The organism is Methylobacterium sp. Leaf106 (assembly GCF_001422895.1).
GTDB classification, from domain to species: Bacteria; Pseudomonadota; Alphaproteobacteria; order Rhizobiales; family Beijerinckiaceae; genus Methylobacterium; species Methylobacterium bullatum.
This window is the reverse complement of record NZ_LMNB01000001.1, coordinates 294,417-317,947: the sequence shown is the minus strand read 5'-3', so window position 1 is coordinate 317,947 and position 23,531 is coordinate 294,417. Positions and strand designations below refer to the sequence as shown.

At 63.8% G+C, this 23,531-nt stretch carries 22 protein-coding genes and 1 tRNA gene; 10 read left to right on the top strand and 13 right to left on the bottom strand.

The window, feature by feature from the left end:
* Positions 1-14: 14 nt before the first annotated feature.
* Complete coding sequence (locus ASF34_RS01650) at positions 15-413, bottom strand: response regulator (protein WP_018042792.1); 399 nt, start codon at positions 411-413, stop codon at positions 15-17.
* Between the two features lie 109 nt (positions 414-522).
* Entirely contained in the window at positions 523-1,803 is a 1,281-nt protein-coding gene (locus tag ASF34_RS01645) for an O-acetylhomoserine aminocarboxypropyltransferase (protein ID WP_056158061.1), read from the bottom strand.
* 433 nt (positions 1,804-2,236) lie between these two features.
* On the opposite strand from ASF34_RS01645, the gene ASF34_RS01640 reads away from it, so the two are divergent.
* A complete protein-coding gene (locus ASF34_RS01640) occupies positions 2,237-3,523 on the top strand; it encodes an MFS transporter (protein WP_056158059.1) in 1,287 nt (428 codons plus the stop codon).
* Between the two features lie 36 nt (positions 3,524-3,559).
* On the opposite strand, the gene ASF34_RS22625 is transcribed toward ASF34_RS01640, so the two are convergent.
* Together ASF34_RS22625 and ASF34_RS01635 are read right to left on the bottom strand one after the other, a co-directional pair.
* The gene (locus tag ASF34_RS22625; RefSeq protein ID WP_156465602.1) at positions 3,560-4,567 is read right to left on the bottom strand and encodes an HNH endonuclease; all 1,008 of its coding nucleotides are present in this window, start codon (positions 4,565-4,567) and stop codon (positions 3,560-3,562) included.
* The gene (locus tag ASF34_RS01635) at positions 4,564-5,121 is read right to left on the bottom strand and encodes a CoA-binding protein (protein ID WP_056158056.1); all 558 of its coding nucleotides are present in this window, start codon (positions 5,119-5,121) and stop codon (positions 4,564-4,566) included. The genes ASF34_RS22625 and ASF34_RS01635 overlap by 4 nt, the downstream gene beginning before the upstream one ends.
* Positions 5,122-5,198: 77 nt before the next feature.
* Here ASF34_RS01635 and ASF34_RS01630 point away from each other — a divergent pair, with 77 nt between their 5' ends.
* The 5 genes from ASF34_RS01630 to ASF34_RS01610 all read left to right on the top strand — a co-directional run bounded on the left by ASF34_RS01630 (position 5,199) and on the right by ASF34_RS01610 (position 10,005).
* Entirely contained in the window at positions 5,199-5,615 is a 417-nt protein-coding gene (locus ASF34_RS01630; protein ID WP_443136514.1) for a PaaI family thioesterase, read from the top strand.
* A 922-nt stretch (positions 5,616-6,537) separates the two neighbouring features.
* Positions 6,538-6,999: a 50S ribosomal protein L13 gene (rplM, locus tag ASF34_RS01625; protein WP_018042797.1), complete on the top strand. Its 462-nt coding sequence runs from the start codon at positions 6,538-6,540 to the stop codon at positions 6,997-6,999.
* 2 nt (positions 7,000-7,001) lie between these two features.
* The gene (gene rpsI / locus ASF34_RS01620) at positions 7,002-7,481 is read left to right on the top strand and encodes a 30S ribosomal protein S9 (RefSeq protein ID WP_026175762.1); all 480 of its coding nucleotides are present in this window, start codon (positions 7,002-7,004) and stop codon (positions 7,479-7,481) included.
* Positions 7,482-7,564: 83 nt separating this feature from the next.
* A complete protein-coding gene (locus ASF34_RS01615) occupies positions 7,565-7,816 on the top strand; it encodes a hypothetical protein (RefSeq protein WP_056158050.1) in 252 nt (83 codons plus the stop codon).
* A gap of 98 nt (positions 7,817-7,914) precedes the next feature.
* Positions 7,915-10,005, top strand: coding sequence for a prolyl oligopeptidase family serine peptidase (locus ASF34_RS01610; protein ID WP_056158047.1), 2,091 nt, complete (start codon positions 7,915-7,917; stop codon positions 10,003-10,005).
* A gap of 4 nt (positions 10,006-10,009) precedes the next feature.
* On the opposite strand, the gene ASF34_RS01605 is transcribed toward ASF34_RS01610, so the two are convergent.
* From ASF34_RS01605 to cyoA, 5 genes are all read right to left on the bottom strand, one after another.
* A complete protein-coding gene (locus ASF34_RS01605) occupies positions 10,010-10,753 on the bottom strand; it encodes an SURF1 family protein (protein WP_056158044.1) in 744 nt (247 codons plus the stop codon).
* 120 nt (positions 10,754-10,873) lie between these two features.
* Positions 10,874-11,275 carry a cytochrome o ubiquinol oxidase subunit IV gene (cyoD, locus tag ASF34_RS01600; protein ID WP_018042802.1) on the bottom strand — a complete coding sequence of 134 codons (402 nt, stop codon included), beginning with the start codon at positions 11,273-11,275 and terminating at the stop codon, positions 10,874-10,876.
* Complete coding sequence (gene cyoC / locus ASF34_RS01595) at positions 11,272-11,901, bottom strand: cytochrome o ubiquinol oxidase subunit III (RefSeq protein ID WP_056158042.1); 630 nt, start codon at positions 11,899-11,901, stop codon at positions 11,272-11,274. The genes cyoD and cyoC overlap by 4 nt, the downstream gene beginning before the upstream one ends.
* A 5-nt stretch (positions 11,902-11,906) precedes the next feature.
* A complete protein-coding gene (cyoB, locus tag ASF34_RS01590) occupies positions 11,907-13,910 on the bottom strand; it encodes a cytochrome o ubiquinol oxidase subunit I (RefSeq protein WP_018042804.1) in 2,004 nt (667 codons plus the stop codon).
* A 132-nt stretch (positions 13,911-14,042) separates the two neighbouring features.
* Positions 14,043-15,164: a ubiquinol oxidase subunit II gene (gene cyoA / locus ASF34_RS01585; protein ID WP_056158040.1), complete on the bottom strand. Its 1,122-nt coding sequence runs from the start codon at positions 15,162-15,164 to the stop codon at positions 14,043-14,045.
* Positions 15,165-15,532: 368 nt separating this feature from the next.
* On the opposite strand from cyoA, the gene ASF34_RS01580 reads away from it, so the two are divergent.
* Positions 15,533-16,864 carry an MFS transporter gene (locus ASF34_RS01580; protein ID WP_018042806.1) on the top strand — a complete coding sequence of 444 codons (1,332 nt, stop codon included), beginning with the start codon at positions 15,533-15,535 and terminating at the stop codon, positions 16,862-16,864.
* A gap of 73 nt (positions 16,865-16,937) precedes the next feature.
* Here the strand turns inward: ASF34_RS01580 and ASF34_RS22620 are convergent, their stop codons facing one another.
* The 3 genes from ASF34_RS22620 to ASF34_RS01570 form a co-directional block, all read right to left on the bottom strand.
* The gene (locus ASF34_RS22620) at positions 16,938-17,111 is read right to left on the bottom strand and encodes a hypothetical protein (protein WP_156465601.1); all 174 of its coding nucleotides are present in this window, start codon (positions 17,109-17,111) and stop codon (positions 16,938-16,940) included.
* A gap of 345 nt (positions 17,112-17,456) precedes the next feature.
* Positions 17,457-17,807 carry a hypothetical protein gene (locus ASF34_RS22615; RefSeq protein WP_156465600.1) on the bottom strand — a complete coding sequence of 117 codons (351 nt, stop codon included), beginning with the start codon at positions 17,805-17,807 and terminating at the stop codon, positions 17,457-17,459.
* 110 nt (positions 17,808-17,917) lie between these two features.
* On the bottom strand, positions 17,918-18,445 hold the full coding sequence (locus ASF34_RS01570; RefSeq protein ID WP_026175764.1) for a hypothetical protein: 528 nt from the start codon (positions 18,443-18,445) through the stop codon (positions 17,918-17,920).
* Between the two features lie 217 nt (positions 18,446-18,662).
* On the opposite strand from ASF34_RS01570, the gene argC reads away from it, so the two are divergent.
* The 3 genes from argC (at position 18,663) to ASF34_RS01555 (ending at position 22,357) form a co-directional block, all read left to right on the top strand.
* Complete coding sequence (argC, locus tag ASF34_RS01565) at positions 18,663-19,598, top strand: N-acetyl-gamma-glutamyl-phosphate reductase (RefSeq protein WP_056158033.1); 936 nt, start codon at positions 18,663-18,665, stop codon at positions 19,596-19,598.
* Between the two features lie 1,433 nt (positions 19,599-21,031).
* Entirely contained in the window at positions 21,032-21,565 is a 534-nt protein-coding gene (locus ASF34_RS01560; RefSeq protein ID WP_056158029.1) for a MucR family transcriptional regulator, read from the top strand.
* A 715-nt stretch (positions 21,566-22,280) separates the two neighbouring features.
* Positions 22,281-22,357 (top strand) — tRNA-Arg (locus tag ASF34_RS01555).
* A 34-nt stretch (positions 22,358-22,391) separates the two neighbouring features.
* On the opposite strand, the gene ASF34_RS01550 is transcribed toward ASF34_RS01555, so the two are convergent.
* Positions 22,392-23,492, bottom strand: a complete 1,101-nt coding sequence (locus ASF34_RS01550) for a tyrosine-type recombinase/integrase (protein WP_162240024.1) — start codon at positions 23,490-23,492, stop codon at positions 22,392-22,394.
* Between the last annotated feature and the right edge of the window lie 39 nt (positions 23,493-23,531).

Here is a 23,531-nt window from a genome sequence, read left to right as displayed (position 1 = left end):
AAGAGGTGGCGGGGTCAGGCAGCGCGCCTGGCGAAGGCCCGCAATGTCCGGACCAGGGTGGTGGGCGCGTAGGGCTTCGGGATGAAGCGCGCGCCCTCGGGCATGTCGTGCGGACCGGGCGTGCCCATGCCGGAGACGACGAGGACGGGGATCGTCGGCCAGCGATGGGCGACGAGGCGGGCCAGCGCGAACCCGTCCATGGAGCCCTGCGGCATGTCCACGTCGGTCATCATCAGGTCGATCTCCTCGTTGCGTTCGAGGATGGTGAGCGCCTTGTCGGCCTGCGGCGCTTCGAGGACGCGGAACCCCGCATCGACCAGGGTATCGGCCGCCTCCATCAGGAGGAGGCCGTCGTCTTCCACCAGGAGGATGACCGGGGGCTCGCCGGAAGTTTCGAAAGGATCATGCGTCATGCAATGCGAACGATCTCGATGGAGGAATGGTTCGCGGGGTAATCCCGACGCCGCCGAGGGTCAACCCGGGGGCGCCGGGCTGGAGACGCGCCCAGGCCTGCCAGCAAAATCAAGCGCTTAACGCCGCGTCGAGATCCTCGATCAGGTCGGCCGGGTCCTCGATGCCGATGGAGAGGCGCACCACTTCCGGCCCGGCCCCGGCGGCGGATTTCTGCGCGTCGGTGAGCTGGCGGTGGGTGGTGGAGGCCGGATGGATCACCAGCGAGCGGGTGTCGCCGATATTCGCCACATGGGAGAACAGCTGGAGATTGGCCACCAGCTTCACGCCGGCCTCATAGCCGCCCTTGAGGCCGATGGTGAAGACCGAGCCGGAGCCGAGCGGCGTGTAGCGCCGGGCGAGCTGGTGATACTTGTCGGTCTCCAGCCCCGGATAGCTCACCCACTCCACCGCCGGATGGGCGTCGAGATGGGTGGCGACCTCGAGCGCGTTGTCGCAGTGGCGCTGCATCCGCAGGGGCAGGGTCTCGATGCCGTTCAGGATGAGGAAGGCGTTGAACGGCGAGAGCGCGGGCCCGAGATCGCGCAGGCCGAGCACCCGGATGGCGATGGCGAAGCCGAAATTGCCGAAGGTCTCGGAGAGGACCATGCCGGAATATTCGGGGCGCGGCTGCGACAGCATCGGGTAGCGGTCGTCGCCGGCCCAGGCGAAGGTGCCGCCGTCGACCACGAGGCCGCCGATGGAATTGCCGTGGCCGCCCAAGAACTTGGTGGCCGAATGCACGACGATGTCGGCCCCGTGCTCGAAGGGGCGGATCAGGTACGGCGTCGCCATGGTGTTGTCGACGATGAGCGGGATCTTGTGGCGCCGGGCGATCACCGACAGGGCGGCGATGTCGGTGATGACCCCGCCCGGATTGGCGATGGATTCACAGAAGATCGCCTTGGTGCGCGGCGTGATGGCCCGCTCGAACGAATCCGGGTCGTCCGTATCGGCCCAGACCACGTTCCAGCCGAAGCTCTTGTAGGAATGGTTGAACTGATTGATCGAGCCGCCATAGAGCTTGTTGGCCGCCACGAACTCGTCACCCGGCTGCATCAGCGCGTGCATGGTGAGGAACTCGGCCGCGTGGCCCGAGGCCACCGCCACGGCGGCGGTGCCGCCTTCCAGCGCCGCGATGCGCTCTTCCAGCACCGCGTTGGTGGGGTTGGTGATGCGCGAATAGATGTTGCCGAAGGCCTGCAGCCCGAACAGCGAGGCGGCGTGGTCCACGTCGTCGAACACGAAGGACGTGGTCTGGTAGATCGGCGTGGCCCGCGCGCCCGTGGTGGCATCGGGAGCGGCGCCGGCATGGATCGCCAGCGTGTTGAAGCCTGGGATACGGTCGGTCATCACTTACTCCGGGGGCCGGCGGGCACGCACTGGACATCGTTCTAGCGCCTGTGCCGGGCCAGACGGAAGAGGAGCCACGCCCCCGTTCCGCTTAAACGAACAGAAGTTCTTTATGGCGGACGATGCGCGCGGGTCAAGGGTGGGTGGTGTCGCGAGGTGGGGTTCTCCTCTCCCCGCTCGGCGGGGAGAGGGACGCGTCTCCCCCTCGTCGGGGAGCGCGTCGAGGCGGCAGCCGGGGGTGAGGGGGTGCGTCCGGAAGAGCACCACTCGGCGATACCCCCTCACCCTCGCTCCGGCTTCGCCTGCGCTCATCGCGGACACAACGAGGTGTCCACGATCCTCTCCCCGCCCGGCGGGGAGAGGGGGCCCCCCCGGCACGATCCTGCACGAATTCGCATGGCACTCGCCCCCGCCTGCGGTTATAGCGCCGCACATGCTCCAGCCTGCTCCGCCCCCTCCCGTTCCCGCCGCGCGGATCCTCATCGCCAGCTTCGTCGGCACGGCGATCGAGTTCTACGATTTCTACGTCTATGCCACGGCCGCCGCCCTGGTGATCGGGCCGATCTTCTTCTCGGCCGACGATCCCTCGGTGCAGACGCTGGCGGCCTTCGCCACCTTCTCCATCGCCTTCATCGCGCGGCCGCTGGGGGCGGCGTTCTTCGGGCATTTCGGCGACAGGGTCGGGCGCAAGGCGACGCTGGTGGCCTCGCTGATGATCATGGGCCTCTCCACCGTGCTCATCGGCTGCCTGCCGACCTATGCCACCGCCGGATGGTGGGCGCCCTTCGCCCTCTGCGTGCTGCGCTTCGGCCAGGGCATCGGCTTTGGCGGCGAATGGGGGGGTGCTGCCCTGCTGGCGGTGGAGAACGCCCCGCCGGGGCGACGCGCCCTCTACGGCATCTTCCCACAGCTCGGCGCGCCGGTGGGCTTCATCACCGCCAATCTGGGCTTCCTCGGCCTCGCCCTCGCCCTGAGCCCGGCCGATTTCCAGGCCTGGGGCTGGCGCATCCCGTTCCTCGCCTCCGCCGTGCTCGTCGGCGTCGGGCTCTATGTCCGCCTGAAGCTCACCGAAACCCCGGTCTTCAAGGCCGCCATGGAGAAGGCCCCGCCCGAGCGCGTGCCGCTCGCCGTCATCTTCACGAAATACATCAAGGCGACGCTGCTCGGCACCTTCGCCATGGTGGCCTGCTACGCGGTGTTCTACCTCTCCACCGTCTTCGCCCTGAGCTACGGCGTCTCGAAACTCGGCTTTACCCGCCCGACCTTCCTGCTGTTCGAATGCGTCGCGGTGCTGTTCATGGGCTTAGGCATCCCGCTCTCGGGCTGGGCCGCCGACCGCTACGGCCGCCGCCCCGTCCTCCTCACCGGCCTCGCCTTCACCGCGTCGCTCGGCCTGCTGCTCGGCCCGATGCTGGGAAGCGGGCAGGGGGGCCTGGTGCTGGGCTTCCTCTGCCTCGGCCTCTTCGCCATGGGCTGGCTGTTCGGCCCCATGGGCGCCCTGCTGCCCGAACTCTTCCCCACCCGCGTCCGCTACACCGGCGCCTCGGTGACCTACAACCTTGCCGGCATCCTGGGCGCCTCCGCCGCGCCGTATCTGGCGCAGCGGTTGAGTGACTGGGGCGGGATCGGTTGGGTGGGGCTTTATTTGGCTGTGGCGGCTGGGGTTAGCTTTGTGGCTGTGGCGTTGATGGAGGAAACGGGAAACACCTCAATTAAATAACATCTCGATTATAAATCAACAACATTAAATTATTTTTTAAAGCGAATTCATCATTCCATCTGATATATTTTCAAGCTCAATAGAATATTTCTCGTACCATCTATCTGGAAGATCTATTGTAATATTGATTTCATAATGTCCATCTGGCCTCTTTTTATCGAAAATATCATTCAATTTTTGAGGTACGACACCAACCTGATCTATGAGGCGCGTTCCTATTCCTGAAAGAAAACTGCTAAGTCGTTGAAACTCATCTGGGATCAGAGTAAATTTTACTTTTTCTTCCCATAGAAGAATTTGATCACAGGCTTCTTCGAAGAGGCTGCATACTCTTATTATGTCCGCTGGGGATCCGGCGACACCTGGTGCACCCCAGGCTTCCTGAAACTCAGAATTAATTATTCCAGACAGTGCAGGAGCGATATTACCCATCTCCACAATTCTTTCTTGAAACCACCAATAAGCATCCTGCTTTTTCAATCTTACGATAGGCTTGCAATACAAACCTTTTTCAAGAGATCTAGCTCGCAGCAATATTGGGTTTAGTTTGCACTTTAGCACTTCCGCGGTTAACCGATATTCCCAAGCATAAGGCCTATCGATCAAAATCTGTCTAGCAGTATAACTAATACGATTAAGTTCAGATATTTCTTCTTCTACAAGCCTACGCCGCAATATATCATTAGTTTTTCCCAATCTATCCATGATGTATTTCTCATGTATATTTCGCCACTCGAATAAGAGGGACGGCGAAAAATTGACTGAATCATCATCTGCAATCTTGTGGCAGTTTTTGCAGAGCCAAACAGCATTTGTAATTGCTCGTCTCTGGGTAGAACTCATTAAAGGATCATATCTAGCTGACCCAGGCCTCGCCCCATAAACATGAGCCGCCTCTCCGACCATAATAACCCGACCATCTTCCTTAGCTGGGCCGCTGGTAATCGCACGACACTCAGGGTTTGAACAAATATTTGCCGCTCTTTTTGCAAGGATATTAACAATCGCCCGTGTAAAAGAGTCCTTTGTGGCGCGCACATTCACCCCCGTTCAATCGTTAGCCTTTGAACCCCCTTACCCCCCAAAACCGGCCGCTTCGAACTCAAAATCCGAGAGTTCACCCCGGTCCAGCCGATCTCACCCGAGATCCGCCCGTACTCGATCTTGGGGCAGCGGTTCATCACCACGGTGAGGCCCGCCGCCTCGGCGCGGGCGGCGGCGTCATCGTCGCGGACGCCGAGCTGCATCCAGACGATCTTCGGCCGCACGGGCAAGGCAAGGGCTTCGTCCACGAGGCCGCCGGCTGCGTCGGAGTTCCGAAAAATCTCGACCATGTCGACCGGGCCGGGGAGGTCGGCGAGGCGGGCGGCGACGGGCTTGCCCAGCAGCATCTGCCCGGCGAGGCCGGGATTGACCGGGATCACGTCGTAGCCCCGCGACAGGAGGTATTTCAGCACGATCCAGCTCGGCCGGGCCGGGTTCGCGGACGCGCCCACGAGGGCGATGGTCTTCGTTTCCGTGAGGAGCCGGCGGATCAGCGCATCGGGATAGCGGTCGTGGCGCGACGGATCATGGCGGACGGCGACGGTGTCGGTCATCGGGACTCTTGCGTGACGGGCTCATAGACTTGTCCGTCATCGCGCCCCGTGCTGCAAGGCGAGCCATGACGACTGCCATGACCCTGCCTGAGACCTTCGCCTTTCTGGAGCGGGACTTCCCGCAGATGAACCATGACGGGCCGGCCTTCCACCTCGAATCGGTGGGTCCGCTCTCCGCGCGGATGCGGCTCGACCATCACGAGCGCTTCCTGCGCCCCGGCGGCACCATCTCCGGCCCGGCCATGATGGCGCTGGCCGATTACGCCCTCTACGCGGCGATCCTCGCCAATATCGGCCCGGTGGGCCTCGCCGTGACGACGAACCTCTCCTTCAACTTCCTGCGCAAACCCGGCCCCACCGGCCTCGTCGCCGAGGCCACGCTCCTCAAGCTCGGCAAGCGCCTCGCGGTGGGGGAGGCACGCCTCTTCGCCACCGGCTCCGACGACCTCGTCTGCCACGCCACGGGGACGTACTCGATCCCGCCGGAGCGGTGAGCACGTGACCCTCCCCCCTCTGTGGGTCCGCCGTGAGCATCCCCTCTCCCCGCTCGCGGGGAGAGGGACGCGACGACCCCGTCGTCGGCGCGTCGAGGCGGCAGCCGGGGGTGAGGGGGTGGTTCCGGGGGAGCCTCTTCCGGCGACGCCCCCCTCACCCTCGCTCCGCTCATCACAGGCACGACAAGGTGCCTGTGATCCTCTCCCCGCATGCGGGGAGAGGGGAAGTGCGCATCCTGACAAGTGGGGAACCAACCGACGCTGCCAGTCCGCGCGAAATCCTCGCCCACCGTGAGCATCTCCTCTCCCCGCCGCGCGGGGAGAGGGACGCGACGACCCCGTCGTCGGCGCGTCGAGGCGGCAGCCGAGGGCGAGGGGGCGGTTCCGGGGGAGCCTCTTCCGGCGACGCCCCCTCACCATCGCTCCGCTCATCACAGGCACGACAAGGTGCCTGTGATCCTCTCCCCGCGTGCGGGGAGAGGGGGGGCCGGATAGCCCAGCCCCCGACAGTCAAGCTTCCTCACGTTTCAGCCGATCTGGCTGACCGATGGCGACGTGCCCATTCTCGAACCCGCCGAAGCACCCGGCCATTCCCACCCATCCACCTCATCCTGAGGCGCCGCAGCGCAGCGGAGGCCTCGAAGGAGGGGTCCAGATCACGCAAGATGGCTGGAGGGCTCCTTCGAGGCGCGCTGGCGCGGGCGCCTCAGGATGAGGTCGCGGGTGGGAGGGGAGCGCGAAGGATGCGGTATCCTGATACCTCAGCCCCGAAATGCTTCATCCGCTTACGGTTTTTGCCGATTCCGCTCACCCGAAATGCCTTGACGACTCATCCGCAGCCCCGTATTGCAGCCTCCAACGCCGCTGCGTGTCTCACGTGGCGGCGCATCGTTTTGCAAGACATCATACGGAACGCCACGGGATGAAGACCTTTTCTCTGAAGCCCGCCGACGTCGACAAGAAGTGGATCATCGTCGATGCGGAGGGTCTGGTCGTCGGCCGGCTCGCCACCATCATCGCGATGCGCCTGCGTGGAAAGCACAAGCCTTCCTACACGCCCCACGTCGATTGCGGCGACAACGTCATCGTCATCAACGCCGAGAAGGTGAAGTTCACCGGCCGCAAGCGCGAGCAGAAGGTGTATTACCACCACACCGGCTACCCGGGCGGCATCAAGGAGCGGACCGCGAAGTTCATCCTCGACGGCCGGTTCCCCGAGCGCGTGGTCGAGAAGGCCGTGGAGCGCATGCTCCCCCGTGGACCGCTGTTCCGCCAGATCATGGGCAACCTCCGGGTCTACAAGGGCACCGAGCATCCCCACACCGCCCAGCAGCCGCAGGCGCTCGACGTCGGCAGCCTCAACCGCAAGAACGTGAGCGCTTGATCATGGCGACCCTCCAGTCCCTCTCCGACCTGAACCGCGCCAACGTCGAAGATCCCGAGAACGCGGCTCCCGTCCACGTTCAGAAGCTCGACGCCCAAGGCCGCGCCTATGCCACCGGCAAGCGCAAGGACGCGGTCGCCCGCGTCTGGATCAAGCCCGGCAACGGCACCGTGGTGGTCAACGGCCGCACGGTCGAGACCTACTTCGCCCGCCCCGTGCTGCGCATGATCCTGCGCCAGCCGCTCACCATCGCCAACCGCGTCGATCAGTACGACATCACGGTCACGGTGCATGGCGGCGGTCTCTCCGGCCAGGCCGGCGCGGTGCGCCACGGCCTGTCCAAGGCGCTCACCTATTACGAGCCGGAGCTCCGCGCGCCGCTGAAGCGCGAAGGCTTCCTGACCCGCGACAGCCGCGTGGTCGAGCGCAAGAAGTACGGCCGCAAGAAGGCTCGCCGCAGCTTCCAGTTCTCGAAGCGCTGAGCGTTTCGGTTCAATCGGTTTTTGGAAAGGGCGGCCTCGTGCCGCCCTTTTCGTTTGTCGCGACACAGTCCGAAGGTCACTCGATGCCCAACGTCTTCCGGCGCGTTCACGCCCCCGTCGTCACCGCGGTCACGCTCTGCCTGTCGAAGGCCGGCGACGAGGTGAAGGGCGAAGTGAAGCTCGCCGACGGACGCCAGTTCAGCACCACCGGGGTGCTCCCCATCGCCCAGGCCTTCGGCATCGCCGTCCATGTGGCCAACGAGGGCGGCATGGAAATCGTGGTCATCGATCCGCAGAGCGCCTGGAAGCCGAGCTGGGGAACGCTCGAGGGTTAGGGATTCGCGCGAAGACCCGTCGCGTACCGGTCGAAAGGGGGGTCCGATTCCGCTCGGAAGCCGTCGCCATTCCGGTGGAATCGCCCTAGTTTCAGGGCATGAGCCAGCCGACGACACCCACCTTCGACCCCCGCCCCACCCGCGCCGAACCCGATGACGACCCCCATCTCTGGCTCGAAGAGGTGGAGGGTGAAGACGCCGTCGCCTGGGTCGAGGCGCGCAATGCCGAGACGCTGGCCCGCTTCACCGACCCTGTCATGGAGCGCGACCGCGAGGCGGTGAAGGCCATCCTCGACCGGCCTGACAAGATCCCCCTCGTGTCACGACGCGGACATCTCCTCTACAACGTCTGGCGCGATGCCGAGCATCCCCTCGGCCTGTGGCGGCGCACCGACGAGGCCTCCTACCGCGCCGGCACCCCCGCCTGGGAGACCCTCCTCGACATCGACGGGCTGGCGAAAACCGAAGGCGTGGATTGGGTTTGGGGCGGGGCGACGCTCATCCCCGGCACCCATGACCGCGCCCTGCTGAAGCTGAGCCGGGGAGGGGGCGACGCCACCATCCTGCGCGAGTTCGACCTGCCGACGCTCAGCTTCGTCGCCGACGGTTTCACCCTGCCCGAGGCGAAAGGCGGGGCGGATTGGCTGGACCGCGACACGCTGATCCTGTCCAGCGCCCTCGGCGAGGGCATGGCCACCCGCTCCGGCTATTCGCGCACGGTCCGGCTCTGGACGCGCGGCCAGGACCCGCTCGCGGCCACCATCCTGTTCGAGACCGCTCCCGAGAATATGGGCCTGTGGGGCGAGGTCGACCACGCCGCGCCCTCCGAGCGCGTGGTATTCATGGAGCGCACCGGCTTCTTCGACGGCATCCTGCATATCGGTGACCGAACTGGGCCGACCCACCGCATCGATGCCCCCACCGACGCCGAAATCTCCCTCCACGGCGACCATCTCGTCATCCGGACCCGCTCGGACTGGAGCATCGGCGGCGCGCTCCACGTGCCCGATACGGTCCTGGCCATCGGCCTACCGGCCTTCCTCGACGGGGATCGCGCCTTCACCGTGTTGTGGACGCCCTCCGACCGCAGGGCGCTGCAGAACGTGTCCTGGGCCGGACCGCGCCTCATCGTCGATGCCCTGGACGATCTGCGCCCGTCCTACAGCGTGTTCGAACCGGAGGAGGGCGGCTGGAACCGCCTCGGCCTTCCGGGCCTGCCGGAGATCGGCAGCGTGTCCGTCTGGCCCTTCGATTCCGAGCCGAGCGAGTCGGACGGGTCTCTGCTCGCGATGGTTCAAGATCCGCTGACGCCGCCGACGCTGCTGTCGATCCCCGGCGATCTCTCGGCTCCCACCATCCTGCGCACGACGCCATCGGCCTTCGACACCAAGGGGTTGACGGTCACCCGCCACGAGGCCGTCTCGGTGGACGGCGAGCGTATCCCCTACGTCCAGGTCGGCCCCGCCGAGGCGAGCGGTGACACGCCCGTGCATCTGTCAGCCTATGGCGGCTTCCAGATCTCGCTGCTTCCCACCTACCAGGCCGTGCTCGGCAAACTCTGGCTGGAGAAGGGCGGCATCGGCGTCGTCGCCAACATCCGGGGCGGCGGCGAGTTCGGCACCCGCTGGCATCAGGCCGGCCGGCGCGAGGGCAAGGCGCTGGCGCATGACGATTTCGCGGCGGTGGCGGCGGATCTCGTGGCGCGCGGCGTCACGAAACCCCAGCGCATCGCCGCGCAGGGCGGCTCGAATGGCGGCCTCCTCATCGCCAACATGCTGACCCGCTACCCCGAGCGCTTCGGCGCCCTGTTCTGCACGATCCCCCTCATCGACATGCGGCGCTATTCGAAGCTCCTGGCGGGCGCGAGCTGGATCGCCGAGTACGGCGACCCCGATGTGGAGGCGGATTGGAGTTTCCTCGGCGCCATCTCGGCCTATCACACAGCGGAAGCGGGCAAGCCCTATCCGCCGATCCTCATCGCCACGACGCGACGCGACGACCGCGTCCATCCCGGGCATGCCCGCAAGATGGCGGAGAAGCTACGCCATCTCGGGTACGACCCGGCCTTCTTCGAGCCGGCGGCCGGCGGCCACGGCTATGGCAAGGACAATTCCGAGACGGCCGCTTTCCTCGCCCTCGGCATGGGATTCCTCCGGCAGTCCATCGGCTGGGTTCCGGAGGAGGGCTGACCGGTCAGGCGTCGCGTCGGCGCATCCCGTCGCGGATCACATAAGCGCCACCGGCCGCCGCCATGATGGCGAGCGCATACCAAGTCAGCGCGTAAACGAGGTGGTTGTCGCTGAAGGCGACCACGGTGAGCCCGCCCACGGGATACCCGCCGGGATTGGGCTCCGCATCGGCATCGATGAAGTAAGGCGCGGTCGAGCCGAGGCCACGCGAAGCGGCGATGGCCGCCACATCGCGCGAGTACCAGCGATCGGCAGCGGGGTCGTTGCGGCGGAGGAAACCGCCACCGGGCTCGGACAAGCGCAGCAGACCAGTGACGCGGCCCTCACCCGCCCGCCGACCGATCTCGCGGGTCGCGGGATCGCGCATCTGCGCCGGAACGAAGCCGCGATTGACAAGGATGTTGGAACCATCGGCCCCCACCAGCGGCGTCATCACCCAGAAACCGCCGCCGAGTTCCGTGACCGCCTGGACCAGGGTCTCCCGGTCATATGCGAAGGTCCCGGTGGCGACGACGCGCTTGTAGGCGTCTGTCCCGACATCAAGCGCGGGCCAGGCAGCGCGCCCTGGCGCGGGGACCGGATCGGCTTGGATCCTCGCGTCGACCCGGGCGATCAGGTCGTGCTTCCACGCGCGGCGCTGCACCTGCCATGTCCCGAGTGCCGCGAAAGCCACTACGGCCACGAGTGTCAGGACGCCGATCGCGGCAAGCGTCGGCGTCGCGCGTTGCGAGGACCTACCCGTATTCATCGGGGCGGGTCGGCACAAAAGCCATGGCCCCGCCGCGGGTTTCGCATCCGGGACAGGGCCATGGGCTTCCGGTGTCGCATCGTCTGTCTAGCGAACAGGATACCGTTCCGGGGCGATGCGCTAATGGTGCTGATGGAGGCTGGTCGGCGTCATCGGCATCATGTTGGTGTTTAGATGATACATCACCCAGACGGAGCCCGTGAGCGTGATCACCACCAACGTCAGGGTGAAGATCAATGCCAGGATCGTCCACCCACCCTCGGACTTGGTGTTCATGTGCAGGAAGTAGACCATGTGGACCACGATCTGCACGACGCCGAAGCCCATGATAACGAGGCCGGTCAAACGGGGGTTTCCAAGCACATCGCCCATCACCAGCCAGAACGGAATGGCGGTGAGGATGACGGAGAGCACGAAGCCGGTGACGTAGCCCTTGAAGGAGCCATGACCGCTCTGGTCGCCGTGGCCCTTCACGTCCTCTTCATGGTCAGCGGCATGGGCGGACTGGCTGGCGGCGCTCATTGCAGCACTCCCATGAGGTAGACGAAGGTGAAGACGCCGATCCAGATGACGTCGAGGAAGTGCCAGAACATCGACAGGCACTGAAGGCGCCGCTGGTTCTCCGGGATCAGGCCCTTCCGTTCGGTCTGAACCATCAGGACGATGAGCCAGACGAGGCCGAGGGTCACGTGCAGGCCGTGGGTGCCTACCAGCGTGAAGAACGACGACAGGAAGGCGCTACGCTGGGGTCCGGCGCCCTCATGGATGAGGTGGGCGAACTCGTAGAGTTCGAGTCCGATGAAGGCGAGGCCGAACAGGCCGGTCACGCCGAGCCAAAGCTGCATCCGCCGTTGTTCGCCCTTGGCCATCTCCAGCATGGCAAAGCCATAGGTGATGGAGGAGAACAGCAGCATCGAGGTGTTCAGCGCCACCAGCGGCAGGTCGAACAGGTCCTTCGGGGACGGACCTGCCGCATAGTTGCGACCGAGAACGGCGTATGTGGCGAACAGGGCCGCGAAGATGAGGCAATCGCTCATCAGGTAGATCCAGAAGCCGAGCATGGTGCCGCCTTCGGGATGGTGATCCTCCTCCATGTAGAAGGAGGGTGCCTCGCCGTCCTTGGCGAGGGTGGGGGAATGCGACGCCATGGTTCTCAGACCCGACCTTCGAGCATCCGCGTCCGTTCAGTCTCGGTACCGATGACGGCGTCGGCCGAGATGTAGAAGTCGCGGTTGTAGTTGAACGTGTGACCGATGGCGACGACGGCCATGGCGATGAAGGTCAGCGCCGCAAGCCACCAGATGTACCAGATCATACCGAACGAGAAGCCGATGCTGAGGATACCCAGGATCATGCCCGTACCGGTGTTCTTCGGCATGTGGATCGGACGGAAGCCCTTGAGCGGTCGCGCATAGCCGCGACGCTTCATGTCCGACCACGCATCGTGGTCGTGGATCACCGGCGTGAAGGCGAAGTTGTAGTCCGGCGGCGGGGAGGAGGTCGACCATTCGAGGGTCCGGCCGCCCCACGGATCGCCGGTGTGGTCACGCAATGCTTCGCGCCGCATGAAGCTCACCACGAGCTGGATGATGAAGGAGAGGATGCCGAGTGCGATCAGACCAGCGCCGAAGGCAGCGATGATGAACCAGATCTGCAGCGACGGGTCGTCGAAATGCTGGACGCGGCGGGTCACGCCCATCAGGCCGAGGACGTAGAGCGGCATGAAGGCGAAGTAGAAGCCCGAGAGCCAGAACCAGAACGACATCTTCCCCCAGAACGGGTCGAGCCGGAAGCCGAAGGCCTTCGGGAACCAGTAGGTGATGCCGGCCAGCATGCCGAACAGAACGCCGCCGATGATGACGTTGTGGAAGTGGGCGATGAGGAACAGGCTGTTGTGCAGCACGAAATCGGCCGGGGGCACGGCGAGCAGAACGCCGGTCATGCCGCCGATGGTGAAGGTCACCATGAAGCCGATGGCCCAGAGCATCGGCTCCTCGAAGCGGATGCGGCCCTTGTACATGGTGAAGAGCCAGTTGAAGAGCTTCGCCCCCGTCGGGATCGAGATGATCATCGTCGTGATGCCGAAGAACGAGTTCACGGAGGCGCCCGAGCCCATCGTGAAGAAGTGGTGCAGCCAGACGAGGTAGGACAGGATCGTGATGACCACGGTGGCGTAGACCATGGATGCGTAGCCGAAGAGCCGCTTGCCGGAGAAGGTCGAGACGATCTCCGAGAAGACGCCGAAGGCCGGCAGGATCAGGATGTAGACCTCCGGGTGACCCCAGATCCAGATGAGGTTCACGTACATCATCGGGTTGCCGCCGAGGTCGTTCGAGAAGAAGTGCGTGCCCACGTAGCGGTCGAGGGAGAGCAGCGCGAGAACGGCCGTGAGGATCGGGAAGGCGGCGACGATGAGGATGTTCGTACAGAGGGCGGTCCAGGTGAAGATTGGCATCTTCATCATCGTCATGCCGGGGGCACGCATCTTCACGATGGTGGCGATGAGGTTGATACCCGACAGCAGGGTGCCGATACCGGCGATCTGGAGACCCCAGATATAATAGTCGACGCCCACGCCCGGGCTGCCGGCAGGGCCGGAGAGCGGGGGATAGGCGAGCCATCCGGTGCGGGCGAACTCGCCGACGAACAGCGAGGCCATGATCGTCGCGGCACCGCTAACGGTCATCCAGAAGCTGAAATTGTTGAGGAACGGGAACGACACGTCGCGGGCGCCGATCTGCAGCGGCACGACGAAGTTCATCAGGCCGGTGACCAGGGGCATCGCCACGAAGAAGATCATGATCACGCCATGGGCGGTGAAGATCTGGTCGTAATGATGCGGCGGCAGATAGCCTTCGTTGGCACCGAACGCCATGGCCTGTTGCGAACGCATGAGGAGCGCATCGGAGAAGCCGCGAAGCAGCATCACCAGGGCGAGCACCACATACATGATGCCGATCTTCTTGTGGTCGACGGAGGTGAACCAGTCGCGCCACAGCGGACCCCACCAGCGCATGTAGGTGATGAGGCCCAGAAGCCCGACGCCACCGATGGCGACGCCGATGAAGGTCACGAGCAGGATCGGCTCGTGATATGGGATGGCTTCGAGAGTCAGGCGCCCGAAGACGAGCTTCTGAAGATCGAGATTGGCAAACATGGGATCGCTTCGTTCCCGGTTGTCGGCGAGGGGACGTACCGATCGACTCGGTACCCGTCTCTCATGGGTTCAATTTAGTGGTGCCGTCGCCGTAACGCGCCTGTCCCGAAGGCCGCGCGTCATCGCGTCGGCCTAGCGGTTCAATTGAGCCGGGGCGGGGTCGCTTTGCTTCGTGTCCGGCCCGGAATGGTCGTGGTGGTCATGCCCCTTGGCGGGGTCGACCTCTTGGGTACGCGGCTTCTTCTCGGAGGCAGGGAACGTCGCACCCTGCGCCTCCTCGCCGCGGACGGCATGACGGTTGTCGTAGCGGAGTCGCTCTTGGTTGGCGTGGCTCTCCTTGCCGGCGCCGCCCTTGGAGTCGATGCTCATCATCTCGCCCATGCACATCTTACCTTCGATGACACACATGTTGAGGATCGCATTGTAGAGGCCTGGCGCGACGGAGGAGTAGTAGCTCACCGGCTCACGCTCGCTCGGCTTTTCCAGTGCGATGAAGGCGTCGCGGGTGAGCTCCTTACCTTCGGCTTTCGCCTTGGCCACCCACTGGTCGAACCCTTCCTGGGTTACGCCGTGGAACTTGAAGTTCATCCGCGAGAAGCCCTCGCCGCTGTAATTGGCCGAGAAGCCTTCATAGACGCCAGCCTTGTTGATGACGGCGTGCAACTTCGTCTCCATGCCGGCCATGGCGTAAATCTGCCCCGCCAGCGCCGGGATGAAGAACGAGTTCATCATGGAGGCCGAGGTGATCTTGAAGTTGATCGGTACATCCACCGGTGCCGCGAGCTCGTTCACCGTGGCGATGCCGAGATCGGGGTAGAAGAACAGCCATTTCCAGTCGAGGGCCACGACCTCCACGGTCAACGGCTTCACATCCGGCGAGAGGGGCCGCGAGGCGTCGATGCGGCTGAGGGGCCGGTAGGGATCGAGCGTATGCGTGCTGATCCAGGTCAGCGCGCCAAGGGCGATGATGATCACGAGCGGGGCGGACCAGATCAGCACCTCGAGCTGCGTCGAGTGGTGCCAGTCCGGATCGTACTCGGCTTCGGTGTTCGACTGACGGTAGCGCCAGGCGAAGAAGAGCGTGAATGCGATCACGGGTAAGATGATCAGCAGCATCAGCCCCGTCGAGGCAACGATCAGGTCACGCTGGCGCGTGGCGATGTCGCCCGCGGGTTGCATGACGACCATGTTGCAGCCCGACAGAAGGGCCACGAGAGGCAGGATAGCGAGAGCGCGCAAGGATCTGGATGACATCCGACCGGCTGCAGTGAGACGTCCGTGGACGGAACGTCGGGAGGAAACATCTGGTTTACGAGAAGCGGCGGTTCGGACCGGACCGCTTACCGCGACACCGGTTCGATACGGGCTTCTCCTGCGCAGTGCAAAGGCGCCCTGGCAAGGGCCTGCGGCTTCAATCAGCCGGGCGTTTAGAGCATAGCTGATTTCTCTGACGAGAGGCAGTAAGAAGGGGAGCATCAATCGCGGACAATATGCCATAGCGATCCGCGAAACGTTCCGTTGCATCGCTTTGCCGCAGTGCAACAAGCCTTCATAATCGGAACACAGGGGCGCGCCAAGTGCGGCGTGTCCTCCCACCCTTCAAGCAGCGAATGTGGCCGTCCATGAGCCAAGATTACGCGTTGCAGACCCCGCCGCATCTGAGCACAGGTGCCCGGGCCGGCGCTACCGAACCCGAAGTCGCCCCCGGCGACATTGCCGTCGGCGTCCTCATCGGCCGGACGTCGGAGTTCTTCGACTTCTTCGTCTTCGGCATCGCCTCGGTATTGATCTTCCCGAAGGTCTTCTTCCCGTTCGTGCCGGCGCTGGATGGGACGCTCTACGCGTTCGCTCTCTTCGCCCTCGCCTTCGTCGCGCGGCCCATCGGTTCGGTGATCTTCATGGAGATCGACCGGCGGCACGGGCGGGGTGTGAAGCTGACCATCGCCCTGTTCCTGCTCGGCGGCTCTACGGTGTCGATCGCCTTTCTGCCGACCTATCACAGCATCGGCATGGCCTCGATCTGGCTGCTCGCTGCCTTCCGGATAGGGCAGGGGCTCGCCCTCGGGGGAGCCTGGGACGGCCTGGCGTCGCTCCTGTCGATCAAGGCCCCCAGCGATCGCAAGGGCTGGTACGCGATGATCCCGCAGCTCGGAGCGCCCATCGGCTTCGGGCTCGCCAGTGCCCTCTTCTCGTTCTTCCTCGCCAATCTGACCATGGACGACTTCCTGGATTGGGGCTGGCGGTATCCGTTCTACGTCGCCTTCGCGGTGAACGTGGTCGCCCTCTTCGCCCGGCTTCGCCTCGTCGCGACGGAGGAGTTCACTCAGCTGCTCGAGACCCGTGAACTCGCCCCGACCCCGGTCTGGGAGATGATTCGCGCACAGGGCCGGACCGTCCTCATCGGCGCTTTCGTGCCGCTGGCGAGTTTCGCGCTGTTCCACCTCGTCAGCATCTTCCCGATCAGCTGGATCACCTTGTTCACGAAACGCTCGGCCGGCGAGTTCCTGCTGGTGCAGTTCGTCGGGTCCATCGTCTTTGCTGGCGCGATCGTGATCTCGGGAATCGTGGCGGATCAGGTGGGCCGGCGCAGACTGGTGGGAATCGCAGCGAGCCTCATCGGCCTGTTCAGCCTCGCCAGCATCCTCGCGCCCCTGCTGTTTGGTGATAGCGAGACCGGTCAGACGATCTACGTCCTCGTCGGCTTCGGTCTGCTCGGCCTCTCCTACGGCCAGACCTCCGGATCGGTGACCGAGAATCTCGGGACGCGCTACCGCTATACCGGCGCTGCGCTTACCTCGGACCTCGCATGGCTGATCGGAGCCGGCTTCGCGCCGCTCGTGGCACTCAGCCTGTCGAGCCGGTTCGGCCTGGCCTGGGTCGGCGTCTATCTCCTGTCCGGCGCGGTCGCGACCCTGAGCGCGCTCGTCATCAACCGGAAGGTCGCTGCTTACTGATTCCTGGGTAAGAGGCTCTATGAAGAAAGGCCCGCATGCCATCATGCGGGCCTTTCTCGTTCCAGCTCGTCGCTTAGCGGATGGCGGCGCAGGCGTCAGTCGACGGACCGAGTGCGAGATCTCCCTGACGCGGATTATTGAGGGCAAAAGCGCCGGCATCCTCACGCGGGAAAAAGCTCGGACCAAGCTCACGCTCAAAGAAGCCATTGCCGACCTGGTAGAAGCAGCGGTCCTTCACGGCGGTCACAGCGAAGCTTCGTCGAAGGACAGGTTGTCCGAGGGGCACGCCACCGCGCAGCCCTCCGCCGCAATAGCCCGAGACATCAACAGGGGCCGGTCCATCGAGCCTGATCGATCTGGAGGTGCCGGGGCGAACCGTCACGGTGGGACTACCCTCCTGGCCCACCACCAGGGTGAATGTGGACCGGTTGGTGACCTGTCGCAGGCACGATGCTTCGGCCGTACCCACGCCAGTCGCTAGAACCGTGAAAGATGCGAGACCTGCGAAAACGAGCGTCGCGTGGATAGGCATAGCGTAGCCTTTCGAGTTTCAGAATTGCGGAAGGGCGGCGGTGCGGATGTGCCGGTCAGGTCAGCGATTGATCCCGCCCGGGCCGCCCGAGGTCCCGCCGGTGCCCGGCAGGGCCCCGGTTCCGGGCGGGCCGCCGATGCCGGTGCCGACGCCCGCGCCGGACGACGTGCCCGTTGCCACGCCCGCACCACCGACAGGAGCCTGGCTGGCACGAGATTTTTCCGTAGATCCGTTGGCTGGTACTGCCGCGCTCGACGGCGCTTGGCTGCGTCCACCCTCCGGTGTCATAGCCTCGCCGCGGCTCGACGGGACGGTACCGATACCGGCCGGCGCTTCGATGATCTGCGCGACGACGGCTCCCGTCGGTGACAGGGCGAGACATAGGCTGAGAACGACGGGTCTGGCGATCATCTAGGCAAAATCCTGAACGGCGGGTGATGTCTGGGGCAGAACTCCGCGCGGTTCAGTTCCGTTCAAAACGGATATGGAAGACGAGCTTGGGCATCCGCATGGCCATGCGGTCACGCGACATGGAGCGCCTTTTCGAGTTCGTCCTTCGACATGGTTGACCGGCCACGAATGTTCGCGGACTTGGCCTTCTGCATCAGCTCCGCCTTCGTCGGGCCGCCGGACGCCCTTCCTTGCTTGGTCCCGGCCTTCCTAGCGGCCGCGGATTTCTCGGCCACATCCTTTGGCTGATTGGAGAACTGCTTGCCGTCCTTGGTGTCCGCGCGCTTCTTTCTCGTGGAGCGGTCATACTCGTCCTTCGACAAGGATGAGCGGGCCTTCTTTGGAAGATAGCGCTCCCCGGTCTTACCGCTGGGCTTGCCGGATTTCGTATCCCATTCCTCGTTCGACCATTGCGTCAGGCTGTTCTCGTCGGATTTCTTGCCCTTGTAGCCGCCTCCGGCCTCCTTATAAGCCTTCGTTGCCGCCTGGGCCTTGCGGGCTGACCATTGCCCAGCCTTGCCTCCCTTGTCGGAAGCGGTCACCTCGGACTTGATCCTGTCCCATAGTTTAGGGTCGGTCTTTTCAGCGCTGGCCGCCATCGTTCGAGCCTATGCTTGTTTCCGTGCGATCAACCTGCACCGAGGGGGCCGGTTCCCGGTGGACGGCGTGTCATCAATCCGTGAGAAAGCAACACGATACAGGCGGCGCAGCCGGAAACGTCGTAAAACCGCGATGTTGACTTGAGAGGCCGCAGCCTCCACCTCGCAAACGCGCATGGCGGCTCCCATCCCAGGCGAGACGAACGGGACTTTTGGAATGAGTGAAAGCGGAGTGGCAAAGCCTACAGTGTTCATCGATGGGGAGGCAGGCACCACCGGCCTTGGCATTCGCGAACGCCTGGAGCGCGAGGGCCGTGTTTCCCTGAAGAGCATCCCGCACGAGAGCCGCAAGGACATAGCGGTCAAACGCGCCCTTCTGGCGGATGTGGATCTCGTCGTTCTCTGCCTGCCCGACGATGCGGCAAAGGAAACGGTGGCCTTGGCCGATGGCATGCCCAATGGCGGACCCCGCATCCTGGATGCGAGCACCGCCCATCGCATCAGCCCGGGCTGGGCTTACGGTTTTGCCGAATTGAATGCCGGTCAGGCACAAGTGATCCGCGAGGCGCGGCGCGTCGCGAATCCCGGCTGCTATCCCACCGGGGCCATCGCTCTCGTGCGGCCACTGGTCGATGCTGGATTGCTGCCGCCCGATACGCCTATCAGCGTCAACGCGGTCAGCGGCTATAGCGGCGGCGGCAAGAACATGATCGAGGCATATGAGGCCGGAGAGGCACCGGCTTTTCAGCTCTATGGTCTCGGCTTTGCTCACAAGCACCTGCCGGAACTGCAGGTCTATGGCGGCCTGACCCGGCGGCCGATCTTCATCCCGTCCGTGGGAAACTTCCGCCAGGGCATGCTGGTGAGTATCCCACTCCACCTCGATACCCTGCCGGGGCATCCGGATGCTGCTGCGCTGCAAGCGGCCCTCGCTGCGCATTATGCCGGAAGCACGATGGTGACCGTGGTTCGGACCAACCCGGACGACAAGCCGGACGCCGAAGCTCTGAACGACAGCGATCACCTCGAATTACGGGTTTATGGTACGCCTGACCATGCTCATGCGTTGCTCGTGGCCCGGCTCGACAATCTCGGCAAAGGCGCATCGGGTGCCGCCGTGCAGAATATCGGCCTCATGCTCGGTCTGGATTGATATCGCGACGCGGATTGGGGAAGAGGTCGAATCACGTCATGTCCCCGGTGCCGGACATGCCCCAATCCGCCCAATCGCTACGTTCCCGCCCCTCGCGATGATGACCTCGCGCGACGACGGCACGTCGCGATTCCAGGGGCCGGGATCACGACCGCCACTGGGTCGTTCAGCACCATCATCGAGGGTCTGCGCGGGGATCAGCCCGTAGCATGCAACCGGTCGCGCACCGGGAAAGCACGATCCTATTATCCAGAAGAGGCACAGCAATGTCTTCCGCCCATCGCGGAAGCCGTCTCCCGATTCGCGCCGAGCTATTCCTGCGAACGCCCAGTCCCCGCCATCTCCGCGCGCTTGAATTGCATCGGTGCCAGCCTATTGGGGCACCGCTAACGCCTGTCGATCGCGTTCCAGCGAGGCTGCCCACCGTCACCTCCAGTCACAGCCCGGCTTTCTGATGCCGAGAGACCAGTGACGACCGAATTATTTTGCAAAATTCGACATCGAAGCTCGCAAGACCGATCGATTTTATTGTTTAAAAAAACGGTTTAAATGCGCAGCCGAGGAACTATTTATCATCGATCAAGTTAAGGGTCGATGCTTGATGACTGTGTGAGAGAGGCGGTTCATTCACTTTTGACAAGAGAAGCGGGATCCACTGGTGATTCTCTGACCGTGGCCGATTGGCCTTTCTCCGTCCTGTGACAAGATGATCGTTTATCCGGTGGTGGAGACGATTTTTGGCGAAAGAGTTACAAACACACCTGCCGCGCCATCTGTCGCCTCAGCTTAAAACATTAGAGGGAGAGCATACATACGACTTTATGAGAGTACACATCATCGCAGACTCCGTGCAATCTGCTGGCATAGACCACGATCATCGCGATTCGAGGGCTGCCAAGCGTTATGTGGCCGACTCGTTTGTAGACCGGCAAGTGTTGGAAGGGGAGCGTTCTGACGGACACTTGAACGGAAGTACCGCCAAAGAGCGAGCGACGATCGCGGCTGGCGACCGCACGGTGCCCGCCCACGGACCGCTGTCAAACATATCCGCAATTGGGATCGACTCGCATGAACGCTAGGCTCGACCGCCTGGGCTTCCGAGGCCGAAAAATCTGCAATGATTGGTTGAGACCGTTTTTACCGATGCCTCGCGCCGGTGGCAAAGTTCTTCATACCGTCCTTCGCTGGACCCCATGTTGAGCGGGCTTCCGTGACGCTCTAATGCGGCAGAACACTCGGTAAATTCTGTTCGCTTCACCCTCCAAACGTATGCGCAACCAAGGATGTGGGGCTCGCAGACGGCGAACACGCGAAATATTTGAACGATTGATCCGTAAACCAGTGGATTTCTTTCAATAACATCTTGCTACACGCGCGAACGGAGCATAGGCTAGCGTACAGTATCAACATAGCGAACCGATGGCGCGAATATCATGAGTGAATCCGACACCGACTCAGCCCGTCTCATCACCTTGGCCGCGGATATCGTCTCCGCGTATGTCAGCAACAATCACGTCCAGAGCGCCGAACTGCCTAAGCTCCTTAGCGATGTGCACGAGGCCATCCGCTCGGTGAGCACGAGCAGCGCACCTGCCGCTGAGACCGGCCCGCCGAAGGCGACACCACAGGAAATCCGCCGCTCCGTGACGCCGGATTACTTGGTCAGCTTCGAGGACGGCAAACAGTACAAGACGCTTCGGCGGCACCTCACACTCCGCGGTCTGACCCCCGAACAGTATCGGGCCAAATGGGGCCTGCAGCCGGACTACCCGATGACGTCGGCTGCCTATTCCGAACAGCGTTCAGAATTGGCTCGCGCCCTTGGTCTCGGTCAGCAGCGCCGCAAGACCGTATCCCCCGTATCCAAGGCTGCGCCCGAGGAGGTCGTGAGCGAGCCGGAGGAGGAAGCCGTCGCCGCCCCGCCCGAAAAGAAGCGCCGTGGCCCCCGCAAGAAGCAGGCGGCCTGATGCCCGTCCGACGGCGCCTGTTTGGGCGACGTCGGATGTATCCAATCGGTGACGAGAAAGCCCACTCCCAGCGCGATGCCGGGAGTGGGCTTTCTCGTGACTGGACAGCTTTGCTGAATATATGAGCGGCTGTGGTGAGAGCTGACGATCGGTCATCGTAAGATGCATGGCAGTTTCATTATCGACTGCTGGTTTGGCCTTGTACCATCAGTCTACTCGCTGAGGCCGGGGAAGGCCGGCGCTGCTGCTGAGAGGTCTGCCGGAAGTTCGGCGATGCGGATTCGGGACCTCTGGCAAGGAGGCCGCGCTGTCGGGTCGTTCGATTTTATCGTCTCGGTCACGGCCTCGGAGGGCACCCGCCGCCTCGGCGAGGTCGATTACGAGTCCCGTCGATGAGTTCCCCCGGCCGAAGACGCACCGTCTGTGTCGGCCTATAGCCTTGCAGGCTCATAGCGGACCTCTTGTCCGACCGTCTCTCACGGGACTTCCGCTGCGCGAGCTTGCCCAGGTAGAGCCGACGATAAGCGGAAGGCCTGCGCGGCATCCTAGCCCGGTCCCGAGGTCGCTGAGGCTGCGGGATCCCAGACCGCCCCCCGCCGAGGCGACCGAACGCACGTCGTCGCTTCCTCCGGCAGGCTCTCGCCGTGTGAAGCCAGGGTTCGCCCGAGGCTAATGACAGGTCGGGAGGGCGGTGCTAGACGGGGCGCGGCACCCCGACTCCGTAGCTCAGCTGGATAGAGCAGCCGCCTTCTAAGCGGCAGGTCGTTGGTTCGAGCCCAACCGGGGTCGCCACCTTCTGTTAAGTGGCATTGAAAGTATTGGCTTATTATTCCTGAAAGTCCAATCCTATCTTATGGTGGTCATCAGGTTGGATCGCGCTGCGAACGAATTTGATGTGGCTCATACCCTTGCCGGCGAGGCGTTTTTGCTCGGCCTTACGGGTGTAGAGCTCGGCCATGTCGCTCGTCCGCCAGCCGAAGATCGCCATCATCTGGTTGACCGTTGCCCCTGATTCGGCGGCCAGCGTTGCCCCCGCCTTTCGCAGTCCATGGGACGAGCAGTGCGGAAGGCCGGCCTCGACGCACCACTCCTTCATCTTGTTGCCGAACCCGTTCGAGGTGAACGGCTTGCCGAACGAGGTGACGAGGAAGGTCTCAGCCCCTAAAGCCGTGCTGCCGATTGCCGCATCTAGCTCCGGCAGGATCGGCACCTGGATCTTCATCGGGTTTTTGTTGCGCCCCTTGTGCTGGGTGTAGGTCAGCCACTTCTCGCCGTTCTCGACGTGGATGTGGGGCGGCCCGAACAGCACCACGTCGGAGCGCCGGCCGCCGCCGTAGAGCAGCAGGCACAGGGCGAGGTACGCCTTGGTGCCGATGGGGTGCTTGTCGATGAACCGGTTCACCTCGGCCTCGGTCCACGTATGGTGCCCGTCGGTTACATTTTGGATGCGCTGTACGGCTTTCGACGGGTCGTGCGATGCGGCCTGGACGTCGGGCTTGTTCGCCCATTTGAACACCGCCCGGATCGCCTTCAGCCGATTATTCGCTCCCTCGGGCGTGTCGGCCTTCCTGTCCCGAAGCAGGCGGATCGCGGCGGACGTCATCCTATGCACAGGAAACTCCGCATAGGTCGCTCGGCCTTTCGGATCGGGCTTCTCGGCGAAGGTAGCCTCCAGCGACGAGCGCCGGCGCTTGCGCGTCATCACGTCGTACCGGGCGAACTCCGATGAGGCGAAGTAGGCGACACAGAGCGCGCGCCACGTCCCCGGCCCAACCTCGTCCATCCTCGCGGGCTCGGCTACCACAACCCCTTCGAGCGCGTCGGCATAGGCCCGCATGAAGTCGGGCGCCCACGGCGTGCCGTGAAGCCGGATCTTCTTCTGGCCCGGCCGGCGCAGATAGATCCGCACCTTGCCGTACCGGTCCACGTCCTCGACGCAGTAGCGCGGCAATTTCTTAGGCATGCC